The sequence below is a fragment of the Pseudomonas sp. SMN11 genome (assembly GCF_052041945.1).
Taxonomy (GTDB): Bacteria; Pseudomonadota; Gammaproteobacteria; order Pseudomonadales; family Pseudomonadaceae; genus Aquipseudomonas.
In genome coordinates, this window is the sequence record NZ_JBKGGW010000032.1 from 56,175 (window position 1) to 75,101 (window position 18,927).

The 18,927-nt window shown below is 61.8% G+C and carries 19 protein-coding genes and 1 tRNA gene; 14 read left to right on the top strand and 6 right to left on the bottom strand.

Annotation, left to right across the window (positions count from 1 at the left end; translation table 11 throughout):
- Positions 1–39 precede the first annotated feature (39 nt).
- From ACLEJU_RS22340 to ACLEJU_RS22355, 4 genes are read left to right on the top strand one after another with little or no spacing between them, the layout of a single operon-like run.
- Positions 40–1,008, top strand: a complete 969-nt coding sequence (locus tag ACLEJU_RS22340) for a YbgA family protein (protein WP_435424762.1) — start codon at positions 40–42, stop codon at positions 1,006–1,008.
- On the top strand, positions 998–1,897 hold the full coding sequence (locus ACLEJU_RS22345) for a MerR family transcriptional regulator (RefSeq protein WP_435424763.1): 900 nt from the start codon (positions 998–1,000) through the stop codon (positions 1,895–1,897). The genes ACLEJU_RS22340 and ACLEJU_RS22345 overlap by 11 nt, the downstream gene beginning before the upstream one ends.
- On the top strand, positions 1,888–3,330 hold the full coding sequence (phrB, locus tag ACLEJU_RS22350; protein WP_435424764.1) for a deoxyribodipyrimidine photo-lyase: 1,443 nt from the start codon (positions 1,888–1,890) through the stop codon (positions 3,328–3,330). The genes ACLEJU_RS22345 and phrB overlap by 10 nt, the downstream gene beginning before the upstream one ends.
- Complete coding sequence (locus tag ACLEJU_RS22355; RefSeq protein WP_435424765.1) at positions 3,327–4,025, top strand: SDR family oxidoreductase; 699 nt, start codon at positions 3,327–3,329, stop codon at positions 4,023–4,025. The genes phrB and ACLEJU_RS22355 overlap by 4 nt, the downstream gene beginning before the upstream one ends.
- Positions 4,026–4,082: 57 nt before the next feature.
- Here the strand turns inward: ACLEJU_RS22355 and ACLEJU_RS22360 are convergent, their stop codons facing one another.
- From ACLEJU_RS22360 to hemA, 6 genes are all read right to left on the bottom strand, one after another.
- Positions 4,083–4,601 carry an acyloxyacyl hydrolase gene (locus ACLEJU_RS22360; RefSeq protein WP_435424766.1) on the bottom strand — a complete coding sequence of 173 codons (519 nt, stop codon included), beginning with the start codon at positions 4,599–4,601 and terminating at the stop codon, positions 4,083–4,085.
- 106 nt (positions 4,602–4,707) lie between these two features.
- A complete protein-coding gene (murI, locus tag ACLEJU_RS22365) occupies positions 4,708–5,505 on the bottom strand; it encodes a glutamate racemase (protein ID WP_435424767.1) in 798 nt (265 codons plus the stop codon).
- A complete protein-coding gene (locus ACLEJU_RS22370; protein WP_435424768.1) occupies positions 5,498–6,253 on the bottom strand; it encodes a molybdopterin-synthase adenylyltransferase MoeB in 756 nt (251 codons plus the stop codon). The genes murI and ACLEJU_RS22370 overlap by 8 nt, the downstream gene beginning before the upstream one ends.
- Positions 6,247–7,077, bottom strand: a complete 831-nt coding sequence (gene prmC, locus ACLEJU_RS22375) for a peptide chain release factor N(5)-glutamine methyltransferase (RefSeq protein WP_435424769.1) — start codon at positions 7,075–7,077, stop codon at positions 6,247–6,249. The genes ACLEJU_RS22370 and prmC overlap by 7 nt, the downstream gene beginning before the upstream one ends.
- Positions 7,077–8,159, bottom strand: a complete 1,083-nt coding sequence (gene prfA, locus ACLEJU_RS22380) for a peptide chain release factor 1 (protein ID WP_435424770.1) — start codon at positions 8,157–8,159, stop codon at positions 7,077–7,079. The genes prmC and prfA overlap by 1 nt, the downstream gene beginning before the upstream one ends.
- On the bottom strand, positions 8,156–9,433 hold the full coding sequence (hemA, locus tag ACLEJU_RS22385; protein WP_435424771.1) for a glutamyl-tRNA reductase: 1,278 nt from the start codon (positions 9,431–9,433) through the stop codon (positions 8,156–8,158). Before hemA ends, prfA begins: the two co-directional genes overlap by 4 nt.
- A 488-nt stretch (positions 9,434–9,921) precedes the next feature.
- Here hemA and ACLEJU_RS22390 point away from each other — a divergent pair, with 488 nt between their 5' ends.
- The 10 genes from ACLEJU_RS22390 to ychF all read left to right on the top strand — a co-directional run bounded on the left by ACLEJU_RS22390 (position 9,922) and on the right by ychF (position 18,771).
- A complete protein-coding gene (locus ACLEJU_RS22390) occupies positions 9,922–10,410 on the top strand; it encodes an Hcp family type VI secretion system effector (protein ID WP_435424772.1) in 489 nt (162 codons plus the stop codon).
- Positions 10,411–10,420: 10 nt separating this feature from the next.
- The gene (locus ACLEJU_RS22395) at positions 10,421–11,395 is read left to right on the top strand and encodes a hypothetical protein (RefSeq protein WP_435424773.1); all 975 of its coding nucleotides are present in this window, start codon (positions 10,421–10,423) and stop codon (positions 11,393–11,395) included.
- 587 nt (positions 11,396–11,982) lie between these two features.
- Entirely contained in the window at positions 11,983–13,695 is a 1,713-nt protein-coding gene (locus ACLEJU_RS22400; RefSeq protein ID WP_435424774.1) for a tetratricopeptide repeat protein, read from the top strand.
- A 4-nt stretch (positions 13,696–13,699) separates the two neighbouring features.
- Entirely contained in the window at positions 13,700–14,317 is a 618-nt protein-coding gene (gene lolB / locus ACLEJU_RS22405; RefSeq protein WP_435424775.1) for a lipoprotein insertase outer membrane protein LolB, read from the top strand.
- A 4-nt stretch (positions 14,318–14,321) separates the two neighbouring features.
- Entirely contained in the window at positions 14,322–15,182 is an 861-nt protein-coding gene (gene ispE, locus ACLEJU_RS22410; RefSeq protein WP_435424776.1) for a 4-(cytidine 5'-diphospho)-2-C-methyl-D-erythritol kinase, read from the top strand.
- Positions 15,183–15,203: 21 nt separating this feature from the next.
- Positions 15,204–15,278 (top strand) — tRNA-Gln (locus ACLEJU_RS22415).
- A gap of 48 nt (positions 15,279–15,326) precedes the next feature.
- Positions 15,327–16,268 carry a ribose-phosphate pyrophosphokinase gene (locus ACLEJU_RS22420; RefSeq protein WP_003247410.1) on the top strand — a complete coding sequence of 314 codons (942 nt, stop codon included), beginning with the start codon at positions 15,327–15,329 and terminating at the stop codon, positions 16,266–16,268.
- Between the two features lie 120 nt (positions 16,269–16,388).
- Positions 16,389–16,982 (top strand): 50S ribosomal protein L25/general stress protein Ctc, encoded by a 594-nt coding sequence (locus ACLEJU_RS22425; protein ID WP_085673914.1) that lies wholly within the window; start codon positions 16,389–16,391, stop codon positions 16,980–16,982.
- Positions 16,983–17,063: 81 nt separating this feature from the next.
- Complete coding sequence (pth, locus tag ACLEJU_RS22430; protein ID WP_009686183.1) at positions 17,064–17,648, top strand: aminoacyl-tRNA hydrolase; 585 nt, start codon at positions 17,064–17,066, stop codon at positions 17,646–17,648.
- Positions 17,649–17,670: 22 nt separating this feature from the next.
- Positions 17,671–18,771, top strand: a complete 1,101-nt coding sequence (gene ychF, locus ACLEJU_RS22435) for a redox-regulated ATPase YchF (RefSeq protein ID WP_103445718.1) — start codon at positions 17,671–17,673, stop codon at positions 18,769–18,771.
- The last annotated feature ends 156 nt before the right edge of the window (positions 18,772–18,927 follow it).

The following is an 18,927-nucleotide window of genomic DNA, read 5'->3' on the forward strand; positions in this document are numbered from 1 at the left end:
ACGCGCTTGCTTTCATGTACAAGTTTCCCGGAGACAGCCATGCACGAACCTGCCCCCGCTTCTAAGCCCCGTATCGCCATCAGCGCCTGCCTGACGGGCCATAGTGTGCGCTACAACGGTGGGCACAAGGCTTCCGATCTTTGCCGTGAAAAACTGCATGCGCATTTCGATTGGCTACCGGTGTGCCCTGAAGTCGCCATCGGCCTGGGCGTACCACGCGACCCGATACGCCTTGTCGGTGACCCCGCGCAGCCAACCGTGGTCGGCACGCGCAACTCAGGTATGGATCTGACCGGCCCGCTACGCAGCTATGGCGAGCAGATGGCCGGTGAGCTTGATGACATCTGTGGCTACATCTTCATGCAGAAGTCCCCTTCCTGCGGCCTGGAACGGGTCAAGGTCTATCAGGACAACGGTCACGCTGCCCCGCAAGGTGGCACAGGCGCCTACGCCGCCGCCTTCTGCGCCCGCCGTCCCGACTTGCCGGTCGAAGAGGAAGGTCGCCTGCACGACCCGGTGCTGCGCGAGAACTTCATCAGCCGCGTCTATGCCTATGCCGACTGGCAGCAATTGCGGGCGCAAGGGTTGAGCCGTGGCGCGCTGGTACGCTTCCATTCACGCTACAAGTACCTGCTGATGGCGAACAACCCCCAGGCCTATCGCCAGCTCGGCCGCCTGCTGGGCAGCATGAGCCGGGAGGACGACCCCGAGCAGATCGGGCCTCGCTATTTCGGCCAGCTGATGCAGGCACTGCGTCGTTGCGCCAGCCGGGGTACCCACTGCAACGTCTTGCAGCACCTGAGCGGCTACTTCAAGGACTCGCTGACGCAGCAGGACAAGGCCGAGCTGCAGCACATCATCGGCCAGTACCAGCAAGGCGAGGTACCGCTGGTGGTGCCACTGACCCTGCTCAAGCATCACCTGCGCAAACATCCTGATCCCTACCTGCAGCAACAGGCCTACCTGCAGCCGCACCCCGACAGCCTGGGCCTGCGCAATGCTGTCTGAAACACTGGTGCCAATTGGCGAACTGGCCCGGCGCACCGGCGTCAACCCAGTCACCTTGCGCGCCTGGGAGCGCCGCTATGGCCTGCTCAAACCGCAACGTACCGCCAAGGGGCACCGTTTGTATGGGCCAGACCAGTTCGAGCGGGTGCAGGCGATTCTCGCCTGGCTTGAACGCGGTGCTTCGGTCGGCCAGGTGCGCGAACTGCTCGAGCAGCCGGTAGAGCGGGCACCAATTGGCGACTGGCAACCGCGTCAGCAGCAGTTGATCGAAGCCATCGCCCATCTTTCCCAACGTAGCCTCGATCAGCAACTGAACCAGGTCATGGCCTTGTACCCCGCCGTGACGCTGTGTGAACAGCTGCTGCTGCCGCTGCTGGAATCCCTCGCCGTTCGCTGGCGCAGCCACTTCAACGCGCGCCTTGAACAGGTGTTTTTCCACACCTGGCTGCGCAGCAAGCTAGGGGCACGGGTGTACCACGACAATCAATCGTTGCAAGGGCCCGCCGTGCTGCTCTGCGCAGACAGCGAGCGCCCTTTCGACCCCAGCCTGTGGCTATGCGCCTGGCTACTGAGCAGCAATGGCATCCCCGTAGAGGTCTTTGAGCAACCGGTGGGAGGCGCACAGCTGCAACGCGCCGTGACCACCCTGCAGCCACGGGCAGTACTGATGCACCTTGGCCCACGTATCGATGCCAGCGCCTTGCTGCGCACCTTGCAGGGTATCGCCGGGGCCAAGTTGTTGGGTGGCCCCACCCTCGCCCTGCACCACGCTCAGCTGCACGCTTTCGATCTGCCCGACCTTTTCCTGTTCGATACCCCGCAGGCGGCATTGCGTTTGCTGCGAGGCAATGTCCGCCGGCCTGTAGAGACGAGTGCCCCATGCAACTGATCTGGCTGCGCAGCGACCTGCGCATCAATGACAACTCCGCCCTCAGCGTCGCCTGCGAACGCGGCCCGACCGTGGCCTTGTGGCTGGCCAGCCCCGGCCAATGGCAGGCCCACGACGACGCGGCCTGCAAGGTCGACTTCTGGCTGCGCAACCTGCGTCAGCTGCGCCAGTCGCTGGACCAGCTGAATATCCCGCTACTGGTGCGCAAGATCGACACCTGGGACCAGGCACCGGCCACCCTGCTCGAAGTCTGCCGCCAGCATGCTATCGAGGCGGTGCACTGGAACGATGAATACGGCATCAACGAAGAACGTCGCGATGCAGCCACGCGCAAGCTGCTGGAGGATTCCGGCGTCCGCGCCCACAGCTACCTCGACCAGCTGTTCTTCCGCCCGGGCACCATCCTGACCCGCAGCGGCGACTACTTTCAGGTCTTTTCCCAGTTCAAGAAAGTCTGCCTCGAACACCTGCACCGCAGCCTCCCGCCACTGGCCCAACCGGTGAAACGCCAGCAACCGCTGGATATCGCCAGCGACCCGATCCCGCAGCATATCGAGGGCTTCGACAAACCTGCCCGCACACTGAGCGAACACTGGCCCGCCGGTGAAGACGAAGCGCAGGCGCGACTGGCCCGCTTTCTCGATGAAACGGTCGAGGACTATGGGTACCTGCGCGACCTCCCGGCCAAGCCAGGCACCAGCCAGCTTTCAGCCTACCTGGCTGCAGGGGTGATTTCGCCTCGCCAATGCCTGCATGCCGCCCTCGCCAGCAACCGTGGCGAATTCGACAGTGGCAGCAGCGGCGTCCAGACTTGGATCAACGAGCTGCTCTGGCGCGAGTTCTACAAACATATCCTGACCGGTTATCCACAGGTCTCCCGGCATCGTGCCTTCCGCGCCCAGACCGAAGCCCTGCCCTGGCGCGATGCGCCGGACGACTTCAAGGCCTGGCAGGAGGGGTGTACCGGCTTCCCGATCATCGACGCAGCCATGCGCCAACTGCTGCACACCGGCTGGATGCATAACCGCCTGCGCATGATCGTCGCCATGTTCCTCAGCAAGAACCTGCTGATCGACTGGCGCCTGGGCGAACGCCATTTCATGCGCCATCTGATAGACGGCGATCTGGCCGCCAACAATGGTGGCTGGCAGTGGAGTGCCTCCACCGGCACCGACGCAGTGCCCTATTTCCGTATCTTCAACCCGGTTTCGCAGTCGCAGCGGTTCGACCCCGAAGGTCGCTTCATCCGCTACTGGCTACCGGAATTGCGGGGCCTGGATGAAAAATCCATCCACCAGCCCGTGAAGTCTGCGGATCTTTTTGCTAATAATTCCTATCACAGTCCGATTGTCGATCTCGGAAGCAGTCGCCAGCGTGCACTGGAAGCCTTCAAGGGCCTACCACGCCGGCAGGATCAGAGGGCAGTATCTTGAACAACTCGCGTAGTTTCTGGGTTACGGGGGCCAGCAACGGACTGGGTCTGGCCTTGGTGGAGCGGTTGCTCGAACAAGGGCACCGGGTTGCCGCAAGTAGCAAGGAAAGCGAGGAACTGGAGGCACTGGCGGTGCGCCATGGCAATCGGCTGTTGAGCCTGCCTTGGCAACTGCATGAAGAAGGCAAGGCGGTCAGCGCGGCAGAGCAGATATGCCATGCCTGGTGTTCACTGGACGTATTGATCATCAACGGCGGGACCAGTGACTACCTGGCCGATGACGTAGCCGACAGCGACGTGTTCGAGGCCATCGTCAATGACAACCAACTGGCTGGCGAGCATTGCCTGGCCAGTGCGCAACCGTTGCTGGCACAGGGGTATCAGCCGCAGGTCATGGCGATTTTCAACCGCTATTCGGCCTTGCAGCTCTACTCTCCGACGCAAGTGTCGGCGGGCTGGAACAATGTGCCGCAGTGGGCGCGTGAACAGCGCCAGGCGTTGAAGGACCTGGGGATCGGCCTGACTGTGGTGGCACCGCAGTCGCTGAAGACGCCGGTGACTTCCGTGCAGGCTGTGCCGGATGCCTGGACGCCGCAGAGTGCGGCGGATGAGTTGATCGCTCGCTTGGCGTTGCGTGAACCGGAACTGGTGCTGGAAGTGCTGGACCTCAGTAGCCTGTGGCCGCTAGCTCGTTGAGTATTCAGGTTCGGCTTCTTCGCGGGTAAAACCGCGAAGAAGCCAGAACGGAAATACTCAGAGGGCCATGCGGTAATGCAGGCTGTAGCTCTCGACACCGTCGTTAGGGTTCTTGAGCCCGGCATTGGAATAGTGAATCGCCCTCACCCCGACCTCATGCCCACCGGCAAAACGCAGGCCAAAACCAATCCGGTCTTCGAACTGGAAGGATGAGCCCAGTTCGTTACTCTCCAGTTCCGTGCTGGAGAAAGCGGCGACGCCGATGCCGGCTTCGATGTAGGGCTTGACCGACTCCCCGGCAAACTCGTAGACAAACACCGGGGCAAACGACAAGCTGTGGTTGCTCGCCGTCTCATCGCCATCCCAATAGGTGTAGGCCCCATCCCAGTAGCCGGTGAGCCGGCCAACACGAGTTTGCCACCAGCTCGCGTCCCAGTTCGACTGCAGCCCCAGGCGATAGACCATGGTGGAGTCTCCCGTCTGTCCCACCGAAAACGAAACATCGGCAGCCTGCGCTGCCATCATCTGCCCCAAGGTAAACGCGGCAGCCGCCGCCAAGCCGAGCAGTTTCTTCATAAGAAACATCCTTCCTTTCGATGCTGTTATTAGTATCCGCCTGCCATCAGGCAATGCGGTAGAAATCGGCAGTGGTACGATAGTTCAGCTGCTTTTGACGTTTTTTTCACAACGCAAAGCTTTGCACACTGTCGGACTTATGCCACAGCACAGGCAGGATTTGTTTCAACAACTGCGGCTCGGCGCTGCTCCAGAATGCCGCGTCGCGGGCAGGCCCGTCGGCCAGCAGGTCCCGCGCGGCCAGCAGGCGTTGCAGCTGGCGCGCCACGGCGGCACCGGTATCAATGATGGCCACATCGGCAGGCACCATCTGCGCCAGCAGCGGACGCAGGAACGGATAATGGGTGCAGCCGAGAATCAACGTATCGCAGCCAGCGGCCAGCAGCGGCTGCACATAACCCTGCAGCAACTGGCGCAACTGCGAGCTGGCGAGGTCACCGGTTTCGATCCGCTCGACCAGCCCCGGGCAGGGCTGGGTGACCACTTGCACGTCGTTGGCGAAGCGGTCGAGTAAGGCAGCAAACTTGGCGCTCTGTAAGGTACCGGTGGTGGCCAGCACGCCGACCACGCCCGAACGGGTGGCGGCAGCGGCAGGCTTGACCGCCGGCTCCATGCCGACCAAGGGCCAGTCGGGGTACAACTCGCGCAGGTCGGCAACCGCAGCCACGGTCGCAGTATTGCAGGCCAGGACCATCGCCTTGGCACCTTGCGCCTGGAAGAACTCGGCGATGCGCCGGCAACGCTGGCGGATGTAGTCCGGGGACTTCTCGCCATAGGGCACATGACCACAGTCGGCCACGTAAAGGAGTGACTCGTCTGGCAGCAGGCGCTGGATCTCGGCGAGCACCGACAAGCCGCCGACCCCCGAGTCCATCACGCCGACCGGCGCCGAGCGCTCAGCCATCGCGCTTGCCGCACACGGCACAGGCCGGGTCACGCTTGACCCGCAGCTCACGCAGCCGCGTGCCAAGGGCATCGATCAACAGCAGGCGGCCTATCAGCGGCTCGCCGAAGCCGGCCAGCAGCTTCATCGCCTCCAGCGCCTGCAGGCTACCCACCAGCCCCACCAGCGGGCCGATCACGCCGGCTTCGCTGCAGGTCAGCTCGCCTTCGCTGCCGTGGCCGTACAGGCAGTGGTAGCAAGGGCTGTAGTCACGGCGCGGATCGAACACCGACAACTGGCCTTCCAGGCGGATCGCCGCGCCACTCACCAGCGGTTTGCCAGCGGCGAAGCAGGCCGCATTGACCGCCTCGCGGGTACCGAAGTTGTCGGAGCAGTCCAGCACCAGGTCGACCGCTGCCACCGCTGCGGCCAGGGAGTCTTCATCCAGTGCCTGGCGGTGGGCAACCAGCGCAATCTCGGGGTTGATCGCCTGCAGCCGCTGCAATGCCGAATCCACCTTGCTCTTGCCGACGCTGTCGCTGTCATGGATGACCTGGCGTTGCAGGTTGGTCAGGTCGACGGTGTCGAAGTCGGCCAGGTGCAGTTCACCAACGCCTGCAGCCGCCAGGTACAGCGCCACCGGCGAGCCGAGGCCACCAAGACCGACGATCAATGCCTTGCTGTGCTTGAGCCGCAGCTGGCCGTCGATGTCCACCTGGGCCAGCAGGATCTGCCGGCTGTAACGCAACAGTTCCTGATCGCTCAGCATGGCAGGCGCCCCAGTGAAATACGCTCATGGCCACCCAGGTCCTTGCGGCTGGCCACCTCGGTGAAGCCTTGCGCGCTCAGCAAGGCACGCACGTCCGCCGCCTGGTCGTAACCGTGCTCGAGCAGCAGCCAGCCACCTGGCAGCAGATGCTCGGGCGCCTGGGCGACGATCACCCGCAGGTCATCGAGGCCATCGGTACCGGCCACCAATGCGCTACTGGGCTCGAAACGCACGTCGCCTTCGACCAGGTGTGGGTCTTCGGCGCGGATATATGGCGGGTTGCTGAGAATCAGGTCGAAACGCTGCCCGGCCAGGCTGCCGAACCAATGGCTGGCAAGCACCTGGACGTTGCCCAGGCCCAGACGCTGGCGATTTCGCTCGGCCAGCGCCACGGCTTCTTCGACGCGGTCCACGGCCGTCACCTGCCAGGCCGGGCAATCGCTGGCCAGGGCCAGGGCAATGGCGCCGGTGCCGGTACCCAGGTCAAGAACCTTGGCTGGCGATGCGGGCTGCAGCTCCAACGCAGTTTCGACCAGCAGTTCGGTATCCGGGCGAGGGATCAGCGTATGTGGCGCCACTTCCAGATCGAGCTTCCAGAAGCCCTGCTGCCCCAGGATGTAAGCCACCGGCTCGCCGGCACGGCGGCGCTGCAGGTAGCTGGCGTAGGTCTCGGCATCTTCGCTGCTGACGATGCGCTCGGGCCAGGTGTGCAGAAAACTGCGCGACTTGCCGATGGCGGCAGCCAGCAGCAGTTCGGCGTCCAGGCGCTCGCTGGGCGAGTCCGGCAGGTGCGCGTTGCGCAGGAGGCTGGCAATGATGGTCATCAGTCCCCCAGGGCAGCCAGTTGGTCAGCCTGGTACTCGGCCAACAGAGGTTCAATCACGGCCTCCACGCCACCGGCAAGGATGTCGTCGAGGGAGTAAAGGGTCAGGTTGATGCGGTGATCGGTCACCCGCCCCTGTGGATAATTGTAGGTACGGATGCGCTCGGAGCGGTCACCGGAACCGACCAGCAGCTTGCGCTCGCTGGCGATGGCGTTCTGCGCGGCGCTGGTCTGCATGTCGTTGAGCTTGGCCGACAGCCAGGACATGGCGCGAGCACGGTTCTTGTGCTGCGAACGCTCTTCCTGGCACTCGACCACGATGCCGGTGGGCAAGTGGGTGATGCGGATTGCCGAGTCGGTCTTGTTCACGTGCTGACCACCCGCGCCCGAGGCGCGGTAGGTGTCGACACGCAGGTCGGCCGGATTGATCTCGATGGCCGCTTGCTCGTCGGGCTCGGGCAGTACGGCCACGGTGCAGGCCGAGGTGTGGATACGGCCCTGGGATTCGGTCTCTGGTACACGCTGAACACGGTGCGCACCGGATTCGAACTTGAGCTTGCCGTACACGTTGTCACCTTCGACACGGGCAATGATCTCTTTGTAGCCGCCGTGCTCGCCTTCGTTCTCGGACAGGATCTCCAGGCGCCAGCCGCGCTTCTCGGCATAGCGCGAGTACATGCGGAACAGGTCGCCGGAGAAGATCGCCGCCTCGTCGCCGCCAGTACCGGCACGGATCTCGAGGAACACGTTGCGGCCATCGTTGGGGTCCTTTGGCAGCAGCATGCGCTGAAGGTTGGACTCCAGCTCGACCAGCTGCTCCTTGGCTTCGCGTACTTCTTCGACGGCCATCTCGCGCAGGTCGGGGTCGGCGTCCTTGAGCAGCGCCTGGGCGCCTTCGAGGTCGTCCTGCACCTTGCGCCACTCTTTATAGGCGACGTACACCGGCTCGACTTCGGCATATTCGCGGGAATAGGCGCGGAAGCGGGTCTGGTCGGATATGACTTCGGCGTCACCCAGCAGCGCGGTGAGTTCCTCGAAGCGGTCCTGGAGAATTTCCAGTTTGTTCAGCAGCGACGCTTTCATTGCGGGGATTTGTCCGTCGAGCCCTCATTGAGGGCAAAGAGTTCCTGGGCCATGGCCAGCGCATCGAGGCGGCCCTCGGCCGAGAGCTTTTTCAGCTGCACGCTGGGGGCATGCAGGAGTTTGTTGGTCAGGCCCCGGGCCAGTTGCGCCAGTACATCTTCGGGGTTGCCGCCGTTGGCCAGCAGGCGCTGGGCTTTTTGCAGTTCTTCGTCACGCAGGCGCTCGCTTTGCTGGCGGTAGGCACGCAGCACATCGACAGCAGCCAGTTCGCGCAGGCGCAGCATGAAGTCTTCGGCGCCTACCGAAACCAGCTCCTCGGCGGCCTGGGCTGCGCCCTGTCGGCTTTTGAGGTTTTCCGCGACCACTTCGTGCAGGTCATCGACGGTGTACAGGTAGACGTCGTCGAGTTCGCCTACTTGCGGCTCGATGTCTCGCGGCACGGCAATATCGACCATGAAGATCGGTTTGTGCCGGCGCTGCTTCAGCGCGCTTTCCACCGCGCCCTTGCCGAGGATCGGCAGCTGGCTGGCGGTGGAGCTGATGACGATGTCACTGTTGGCCAGCTCCTGCGGGATGTCGGCCAGCAACACGGCATGGGCACCGAACTGCTCGGCGAGAATGCTCGCCCGCTCCAGGGTGCGGTTGGCCACGACGATACGGCGTACACCTTGCTCATGCAGGTGGCGGGCGACCAGGGTGATGGTTTCGCCGGCACCGATCAGCAGGGCCTGACTGCGTCCCAGGTCGCTGAAGATCTGCTTGGCCAGGCTGACCGCGGCGAATGCCACGGAAACCGGGTTTTCGCCGATCGCGGTGTCGGTGCGCACCTGCTTGGCAGCCGTGAAGGTCGCCTGGAACAGCCGCCCGAGTAGCGGGCCGACAGTACCGGCCTCCCGCGCCACGGCATAGGCAGACTTCATCTGGCCGAGGATCTGCGGCTCGCCGAGTACCAGCGAATCGAGGCCAGAGGCCACCCGCATCATGTGCTTCACCGCATTGTGCTCTTCGTGGATGTAGGCGCTGGCGCGCAGCTCATCCAGGCTCAGCCGGTGATAATCGGCCAGCCACTGCAGCACAGCATCGGCGGACAGGTGGTCCTGCTCTATATAGAGCTCGCTACGGTTGCAGGTCGAAAGGATCGCCGCCTCACGGCTGGCGGTCAGTCGGCAGAGCTGCTGCAGGGCGTCTACCAGCTGCTCTGGGGTAAACGCCACGCGCTCGCGTACGTCTACCGAGGCAGTCTTATGGTTGATACCAAGTGCAAGAAAGGCCATGCAAGGTCGCTGGTTGTGACGAGAAGCCGATAATTGTCCTCTTTCGCAGGTTTTAGAACAACCACCGTTCGCTATTGTCGTGATAGCTCGGACCAACCTGGCCCCAGGGAGCCCTGTCCACGCCCCGCCCGGAAAAACCCCACCGCCAAGGCAAGCGCAAAATCTGTGGGAGCGGCGGTGCGGCGATCCGACTTGCCCGCGAAGAGGCCAGAGCAGGAGAAGCGAATCCCCCAATCGCCTCCCCTCGTGACACTCTCCGCCCCGAGCGCTCACAAGTCAAAAGGTAATATTTCCTACAAACAGCACCTGTCAATGAAACTTCCCGACACATCTAAGGCAAAGTTATCCACAGTCTTGTAGTCCATTTCCCAAATAGATGTCCCTCTATTGCCTTCCCCGATATCGGTGCCTAGCCTGCCAATCACTGACCGGGCCAAGTCCCTGCCAGTCATTCATCCCCTGAAAATAATTGCCAAGGAGAGGTAGGCATGGCATTTGACGCATACATACAAATCGACGAAATCGCGGGCGAAGCCCTGGATGAAAAATACAACAAATGGATTGAAGTCACTGGCTACGACTTTGGCGTAAGCCAAAGCACCTCGGCTACTGCCAGCTCGGCCGGTGGTGCCACTTCTGGCCGCACCGCCGTCAGCAACTTCAGATTCACCAAACTCCTCGACAGCGCAAGCTGCAAATTGATGGAAGCCAGTTGTGCCGGGCAACATCTCAAGGAAGTGAAACTCGCGCTGTGCCGCGCGGGCGGCGACAAACTCAAGTACTACGAAGTCATTCTCGAAGAAGTGATCATTGCCGATTACACCCAAAGTGCTGCCGACGGTGTACCCATCGAGGTAGTGCAGCTCGATTACGGCCGAATCAAGACCACCTATACCCAGCAGAAACGCATCGACGGCTCCGGCGGCGGCAACATCGCTGGCGGCTGGGACCGCATCGGCAACAAGAAATACGCGTGAGGAAAATGGCATGACCGAAGCCCGCGCGTTCATCAACCCCAAAATGCAGAACTACCACACACTCAAGGCAGGCCTTGCGCTTAGCGGGCATTCGGCCAGCAAGTTCGACGTACTGAATGCACACATCTACAACAATGTGGTCAGAAGCGGCGAACTGGTCATTGTCGGTGATTGGTCGACGCTTTCGTGTACCAGCCAGGAGGCGTATCTGATGGCGAAGGCTGCCATGACGCATATGGGACTGATGCGCAGCGGGCAAGGTGCTGATGAGTTTTTTCTGGATAATTTCGAGTTGCTGAAGAGCCTGCTCGCCCATGCTTCCATGGGCGCAGGCGTGGTCAGTGACGGCTGGAGCAGGCACCTGAAGGCCATTCAGGACACATTGCTGGAAATTGAAAAGCTGCATCAGGAGCACATGACTTCAGGAACGCTCAAAGCTCGCGATCAGTTTTATGCCAAGCGTGCGGCGCTGTTCGCCAGGCTGGATGAGCAGTTGGGCAGAATGGCCGCGTTTGGTACCAGCTTGCGAAATAAAGGGTCGATCAAAAGAACCCTCGGCATTTCCACGAAAAGCTATTTGAACGCTGGTGAGATCGCAGGATATGCCGATAAGGTCGCAGGAGTCGGCAAGGCTGCCAACTTAATCAAGAAAGGCGCCTATATAGGCATAGCACTTGAGGTTGCGGCCACTGGCTTAGCGATTCAGAAGGCATGCACATTGGGACGTGAAGATGCCTGCGAGAAAGCAAAATATATTGAGGGGGCTTCATTAGCTGGAAGTCTAGGGGGAACCGCTGGCGGAGCAGCTCTGGGTAGCTATGCTCTCTGGCAGATTTGCCTGGCCGTAGGTGTTCCGACGACAGGCCTCGGCACACTCGCGTGCGCAGTCATTGGGGGAGCAGCAGGAGGCATGGTAGCTGGAGATTTCAGTAAGTCACAGGGTGCAAGACTGGGAGAGCTTTTGTACGAGGCATCAGCCGAATGACAACTATACTGTGGATACTCATCTCACTGTCTATACTAATCTCGCTACTGCTTAATGTTTTCGCATTAACATATATCGCATATCGGCACATCGAGAGCATCGAAAGACTTTTGGCAAACTGCAAACTCGTACAAGACAATCGCTCAACGTACTCCACCGCAGGCATTCTTGGCAAAACCATGAGACTTTGCATGATCGCCGGAATGCTGTCGACCCCGAATTTCTATCTGCGCCGTAATCTGGCAGATCCCATTGATATACAAAACGTCCCCCTGAAAACCAAGCGACTGATACTTTTTTTTTGGTATTACCTAATACTCTCCGTCTCATCATTAATTATCTTCGAAGGCCTCACAAGATACCTCGAACGAGGCTAACCCAAGGTCACGATAGAGGCGAACGTGCCCATTTTTTTCTTCGTAAAATGGGCAGTCCGTGACAGAGTCACTTTGCAACGAACCCATGACCCACTCCGTTGTCCGAAGCTTGCACCACCCAAGCTGTAAACCACGACCTCCGCAGGTGGGTTTGCCCCCGCGCTTGTGTCATCATGCTCCGACCGCCGGTTAGTCTTTTTAAGCCTCTCTATGAACAGACCCTACGCATTGCTGCTTGCCTTCGCCCTGCTCCAGGGCTGCCAGAGCCTGGCCCCGCAAGAGGCCGAGCCTCCCGCCGCCGAGGCCGAGGCGAAGAAGCCCGTGGTGTATGGGTCGTTCACGCAAGACACCCTTTATAGCCTGCTGGTGGCCGAACTGGCCGGGCAGCGCAACCGCTTCGACATCGCCCTGGCCAACTACGCCGAGCAGGCCGAAAAAACCCAGGACCCGGGCGTCTCCGAGCGCGCCTACCGGATTGCCGAGTACCTTGGCGCAGACGAACCAGCGCTGGACAGCGCACTGATCTGGGCCAAGAACGACCCGGATAACCTCGACGCCCAACGCGCCGCTGCCATCCAGCTGGCCCGGGCCGGTCGCTACGACGACTCCATGACGTATATGGAAAAGGTGCTGCAGGGCCAGGGTGACACCCACTTCGACTTCCTCGCCCTGTCCGCCGCCGAGACTGACCAGAGCACCCGCGACGGCCTGATGCAGAGCTTCGACCGCCTGCTGGTCAAGTACCCGGACAACAGCCAGCTGGTGTTCGGCAAGGCGCTGCTGCTGAACCAGGACGGCAAGGCCCAGGAGGCTCTCGACCTGCTCGAAGCGCACCCGACGCAAAATGGCGAAATCGCCCCGATCCTGCTACGCGCCCGCCTGCTCCAGAGCCTGGACCGTGGCCCTGAAGCACTGCCGCTGCTGCGTGGGGCGATCCGTGACAACCCGGAAGACAAGCGCCTGCGCCTGACCTACGCGCGCACCCTGGTGGAACAGGACCGCATGGCCGACGCCAAGGCCGAATTCCTCAGCCTGGTCCAGCAATACCCGGATGACGACGAATCGCGTTACTCCCTGGCCCTGGTGTGCCTGGAGATGAAGGACTGGGACGAAGCCGAGGTCTACCTGCGCGAGCTGATCGAGCGCGACAGCAACGTCGACGCCGCCCACCTCAACCTGGGCCGCATCGCCGAAGAGCGCCATGACCCGGCCGCTGCCCTGCGCGAGTACGCCCTGGTCGGCAATGGCCCGGACTACCTGCCGGCGCAACTGCGCCAGGCCGACATCCTCATCGCCAACGGCCGCGGCACCGAAGCATCGCGCCTGCTCGCCGAGGCCCGCGAGGCGCAGCCTGACTACGCCGTGCAGCTGTACTTGATCGAATCGGAAAGCTACAGCAACAACAACAAGGACGCCCAGGCCGACCAGGTGCTGCAGCAAGCCCTCAAGCACTACCCGGACGACCTCAACCTGCTTTATACCCGCGCCATGCTGGCCGAAAAGCGCGATGACCTGCCGCTGATGGAAAAAGACCTGCGCGCCATCATCGCCCGCGAGCCGGACAACGCCATGGCGCTGAATGCCCTCGGCTACACCCTGGCCGACCGCACCACCCGCTACACCGAAGCCAAGGCACTGATCGACAAGGCCCACCAGCTGACCCCGGACGACCCTGCCGTGCTCGACAGCCTGGGCTGGATCAACTACCGCCTGGGCCACCTCGACGAGGCTGAAAACTACCTGCGCCAGGCCTTCGCCCGCTTCCCCGACCACGAGGTCGCCGCTCACCTGGGCGAAGTCCTGTGGGCCAACGGCAAGCGCCGCGAAGCCCGCCAGGTCTGGGCCAAGGGCTTCGAAGCCCAGGCCGACAGCCCTATCCTGCGCAAGACCATCCTGCGCCTGACCGGATCCGAGACCCTTTAACGCCATGTTTCTGCGCCATTGCATCACCTTCACCCTGATCGCCCTGCTGGCTGGCTGCGCCGGCTTCGGAAGCCGCGAGGCCCTGCAGGGCCATGGCGACCCACAGCAGTGGCGCGCCCATAAAGAGCAGTTGAGCAGCCTCGATGGCTGGCAGATCAACGGCAAGGTCGGCATCCGCGCACCGCGCGACTCCGGCAGTGGCACGCTGTTCTGGCTGCAACGCCAGGATTACTACGACATCCGCCTGGCCGGCCCGCTCGGCCGCGGCGCTGCACGCCTGACCGGCCGCCCTGGTGGCGTGGTGCTGGAAGTGGCCAACCAGGGCCGCTATGAAGCCACCAGCCCCGAAGCCTTGCTGGAAGAGCAGCTTGGCTGGCAGCTGCCGGTCTCGCACCTGGTCTGGTGGGTACGCGGCCTGCCCGCCCCCGACAGCAAGAGCAAGCTGACCCTGGACGGCGACAGCCGCCTGGCCAGCCTCGACCAGGATGGCTGGCAGGTGCAGTACCTGAGCTATAGCGAGCAGAACGGCTACTGGCTGCCGGAGCGCATGAAGCTGCACGGCAAGGACCTCGACGTGACCCTGGTGGTCAAGGACTGGCAACCGCGCCAGCTGGGGCACTGATCACATGCACACGCTCACCCTACCCGCCCCGGCCAAGCTCAACCTGTGGCTGCACATCATTGGCCGCCGCCCCGACGGCTACCACGAGCTGGAAACCGTGTTCCAGTTTCTCGACCATGGCGACGAGCTGAGCTTCGCCCTGCGCGAAGACGGCGTGATCCGCCTGCACACCGAAATCGAAGCGGTGCCCCACGACAGCAACCTGATCGTGCGCGCCGCACGTAAATTGCAGGAACAGTCCGGCACCCGGCTGGGTGCCGATATCTGGCTGACCAAGGTACTGCCCATGGGCGGCGGCATTGGCGGCGGCAGCTCGGATGCGGCGACCACCCTGCTGGCGCTGGCGCACCTGTGGCAGCTGGACTGGGACGAGGACCGCCTGGCCGCATTGGGCCTGAGCCTGGGTGCCGACGTGCCGGTGTTCGTCCGCGGCCACGCCGCCTTCGCCCAGGGTGTGGGTGAACAACTGACCCCGGTCGACCCCGTAGAGCCTTGGTATGTCGTGCTGGTACCGCAAGTGTCTGTCAGCACAGTAGAAATTTTTTCACATCCGCAGTTGACACGTGATTCACTCCCCCTTAAGATGCGCCCCGTTCCCGAGGGAAACAGTCGAAATGACTGCCAACCGGTGGTAGAGCAGAATTACCCAGAAGTTCGCAACGCGCTGAATTCACTGGGTAAATTCACAGAGGCTCGACTAACCGGCACTGGAAGTTGTGTGTTTGGGGCCTTCCCAAGCAAAGCCGAAGCTGATAAAGTTCTGGCCCTTCTTTCAGCGACCCAAACAGGGTTTGTGGCGAAAGGAAGCAATGTTTCGATGTTGCATCGCAAGCTGCAAAGTCTGGTCAAGAAGTCGAGCGCATAAGCGTTCGCAAGCAACAGATACAGGGGCGTCGCCAAGCGGTAAGGCAGCAGGTTTTGATCCTGCCATGCGTTGGTTCGAATCCAGCCGCCCCTGCCATTTTCCTTATACTCATCCAGGTATACCCTCAGCCTTCAGGTACTGCGCGTGTCCAAGATGATGGTCTTTACGGGGAACGCTAACCCCGATCTGGCTCGGCGTGTCGTACGTCAGCTGCATATCCCTCTCGGTGACGTCTCTGTCGGTAAATTCTCCGACGGTGAGATCAGCACTGAGATCAATGAAAATGTTCGCGGTAAAGACGTTTTCATTATCCAGCCGACCTGTGCCCCGACCAACGATAACCTGATGGAACTGGTAGTGATGGCCGACGCCTTCCGCCGCTCCTCAGCATCCCGAATCACCGCCGTGATTCCTTACTTCGGATATGCCCGCCAGGACCGCCGTCCGCGTTCGGCACGTGTAGCCATCAGCGCCAAAGTCGTCGCTGACATGCTCACTGTCGTGGGTATCGACCGTGTTCTCACCGTCGACCTGCACGCTGACCAGATCCAAGGCTTCTTCGATATTCCCGTCGACAACATCTACGGCTCGCCCGTACTGGTCGATGACATCGAAGACCAGCGTTTCGAGAACCTGATGATCGTTTCCCCGGACATCGGTGGCGTTGTGCGCGCACGTGCCGTTGCCAAGTCCCTGGGCGTCGATCTCGGTATCATCGACAAACGCCGCGAAAAGGCTAACCACTCCGAGGTTATGCACATCATCGGCGACGTCGAAGGGCGCACCTGCATCCTGGTAGACGACATGGTCGACACCGCCGGCACCCTGTGCCACGCGGCAAAAGCCCTGAAGGAACACGGCGCTGCCAAGGTTTACGCCTACTGCACGCACCCTGTCCTGTCGGGCCGCGCGATCGAGAACATCGAGAAGTCGGTACTGGATGAGCTGGTGGTGACCAACACCGTGCCGCTGTCCGCCGCTGCTCAAGCCTGTGACCGTATCCGCCAGCTGGATATCGCACCGGTTGTTGCTGAAGCGGTCCGCCGCATCAGCAACGAAGAATCGATCAGCGCGATGTTCCGCTAAGCGGGACTCGTGTTGATGTGAAGCGCCCCGCCCCAGCATTTGTTGGGGCGGGGCTTTTTTGCCATCCCCGTCTGGCGCTGGTCGCAAACGCCTTTCGGGAGGCTATTTTGGAGAAGCAAAATGACTGATTTCATCCTGAACGCCCAAGCGCGTACTGACCTGGGGAAAGGTGCGAGCCGCCGCCTGCGTCACTCCGCCAGCATCCCAGCCGTTGTATACGGTGGCGATAAAGAAGCCCAATCCCTGACCATCGTGGCCAAGGAAATCGCCAAGCTGTTCGAAAACGAAGCTGCCTTCAGCCACGTTATCGAACTGAACGTCGACGGCGCCAAGCAGAACGTCGTGGTCAAGGCCATGCAGCGTCACCCAGCCAAAGGCTTCATCATGCACGCCGACTTCGTTCGCGTCGTTGCTGGCCAGAAGCTGACCGCCAAGGTTCCAGTTCACTTCGTTGGCGAAGAAGCTCCGGTCAAGAAAGGCGGCGAAATCTCGCACGTTGTTTCCGAGATCGAAGTTTCCTGCGAAGCCAAAGATCTGCCTGAGTTCATCGAAGTCGACCTGTCCAAGGCCGAAATCGGCGCCATCATCCACCTGTCGGACCTGAAAGCTCCGAAAGGCGTTGAGTTCGTAGCTCTGGCCCACGGTGATGACAAAGCTGTTGCCAACGTTCACGCTCCACGCGTTGCTCCAGAAGCAGAAGGCGCTGCCGAGTAATCCACTCGCGCGCCGGTGTTGATCGGGTTACAGTGCGCCCCGCGCCCTGTAACCCACCAACTCCAAGGAAGAGCCCCTGACGTGACCGCCATCCAGTTGATCGTTGGCCTGGGTAACCCCGGCCCCGAATACGAACAGACCCGGCATAACGCAGGGGCTCTTTTCGTTGAACGCATTGCCAGCGCCCAGCGTGTATCGCTGACCGCTGACAAGAAATATTTCGGCCTGACGGCTAAGTTCAGCCATCAGGGCAACGACGTTCGTTTGTTGATCCCCACCACCTACATGAACCGTAGCGGCCAGGCCGTGGCGGCATTGGCCAATTTCTTCCGCATCAAGCCGGAAGCGATCCTGGTGGCACACGACGAACTCGACCTGCCTCCGGGCGTTGCCAAGCTCAAGCGCGGCGGCGGCCATGGGGGGCACAACGGCCTGCGCGACATCATCGCGCAGCTCGGCAACCAGAACGACTTCCACCGCCTGCGGCTTGGCATTGGCCACCCGGGCGACGCCAAACTGGTCTCCAACTTCGTCCTGGGCCGCGCGCCGCGCGCCGAGCAGGAGAAGCTCGACGCCAGCATCGATTTTGCCCTCGGCGTGCTGCCGGACGTGCTGGCCGGCGATTTCGCCAAGGCCATGCGCGAGCTGCACAGCCAGAAGGCCTGATTTCCTAGAGAGGGGAATACCCATGGGTTTCAATTGCGGCATCGTCGGCCTGCCCAACGTCGGCAAGTCCACCCTGTTCAACGCCCTGACCAAGTCTGGCATCGCGGCGGAGAACTTCCCTTTCTGCACCATCGAGCCGAACAGCGGCATCGTGCCGATGCCCGATGCGCGCCTGGCGGCGCTGGCGGAAATCGTCAAGCCTAACCGCATCCTGCCGACCACCATGGAATTCGTCGACATCGCAGGCCTGGTGGCCGGTGCGTCGAAAGGTGAAGGCCTGGGCAACAAGTTCCTCGCCAACATCCGCGAGACCGACGCCATCGCCCACGTGGTGCGCTGCTTCGAAGACGAAAACGTGATCCACGTTTCCAACAGCGTCGACCCCAAGCGCGACATCGAGATCATCGACCTCGAACTGATCTTCGCCGACCTCGACAGCTGCGAGAAGCAACTGCAGAAGGTTGCCCGCAACGCCAAGGGCGGCGACAAGGACGCCCTGGCACAGAAGGCGATCCTGGAAAAGCTGATCCCGCACTTCACCGAAGGCAAGCCTGCGCGCAGCCTGATGAAGAACATGGCTGACGACGAGAAGGCTGTCATCCGTGGCTTCCACCTGCTGACCAGCAAGCCGGTGATGTACATCGCCAACGTTGCCGAAGACGGCTTCGAAGACAACCCGCACCTGGACGTGGTCAAGGCCATTGCCGAGGAAGAAGGCGCGGTCGTGGTGCCGGTGTGCAACAAGATCGAAGCGGAAATCGCCGAGCTGGACGACGGTGAAGAGAAAGACATGTTCCTCGAGGCCCTGGGCCTGGAAGAGCCTGGCCTGAACCGCGTGATCCGCGCCGGTTACGAGCTGCTCAACCTGCAGACCTACTTCACTGCCGGCGTGCAGGAAGTCCGCGCCTGGACGGTACGCGTCGGCGCCACCGCCCCGCAGGCCGCTGGCGTGATCCACACCGACTTCGAAAAAGGCTTCATCCGCGCCGAAGTGGTGGCCTATGACGACTTCATCCAGTTCAAGGGTGAAGGTGGTGCCAAGGAAGCCGGTAAATGGCGCCTGGAAGGCAAGGACTACATCGTCAAAGACGGTGATGTGATGCACTTCCGCTTCAACGTCTAAGCGGCAGCCTGCAGTACTGACAAACCCCTTGAGGCCTATGGCTTCAAGGGGTTTTGTTTTGTGAGGCACATATGCCTTTGCGTAGCGGCCGGGAATTGTCTTACGCGTTGGGAATTGCCGGGGCGCCGGACCGTTCGGAAAGGGCCGCAGAGCGGG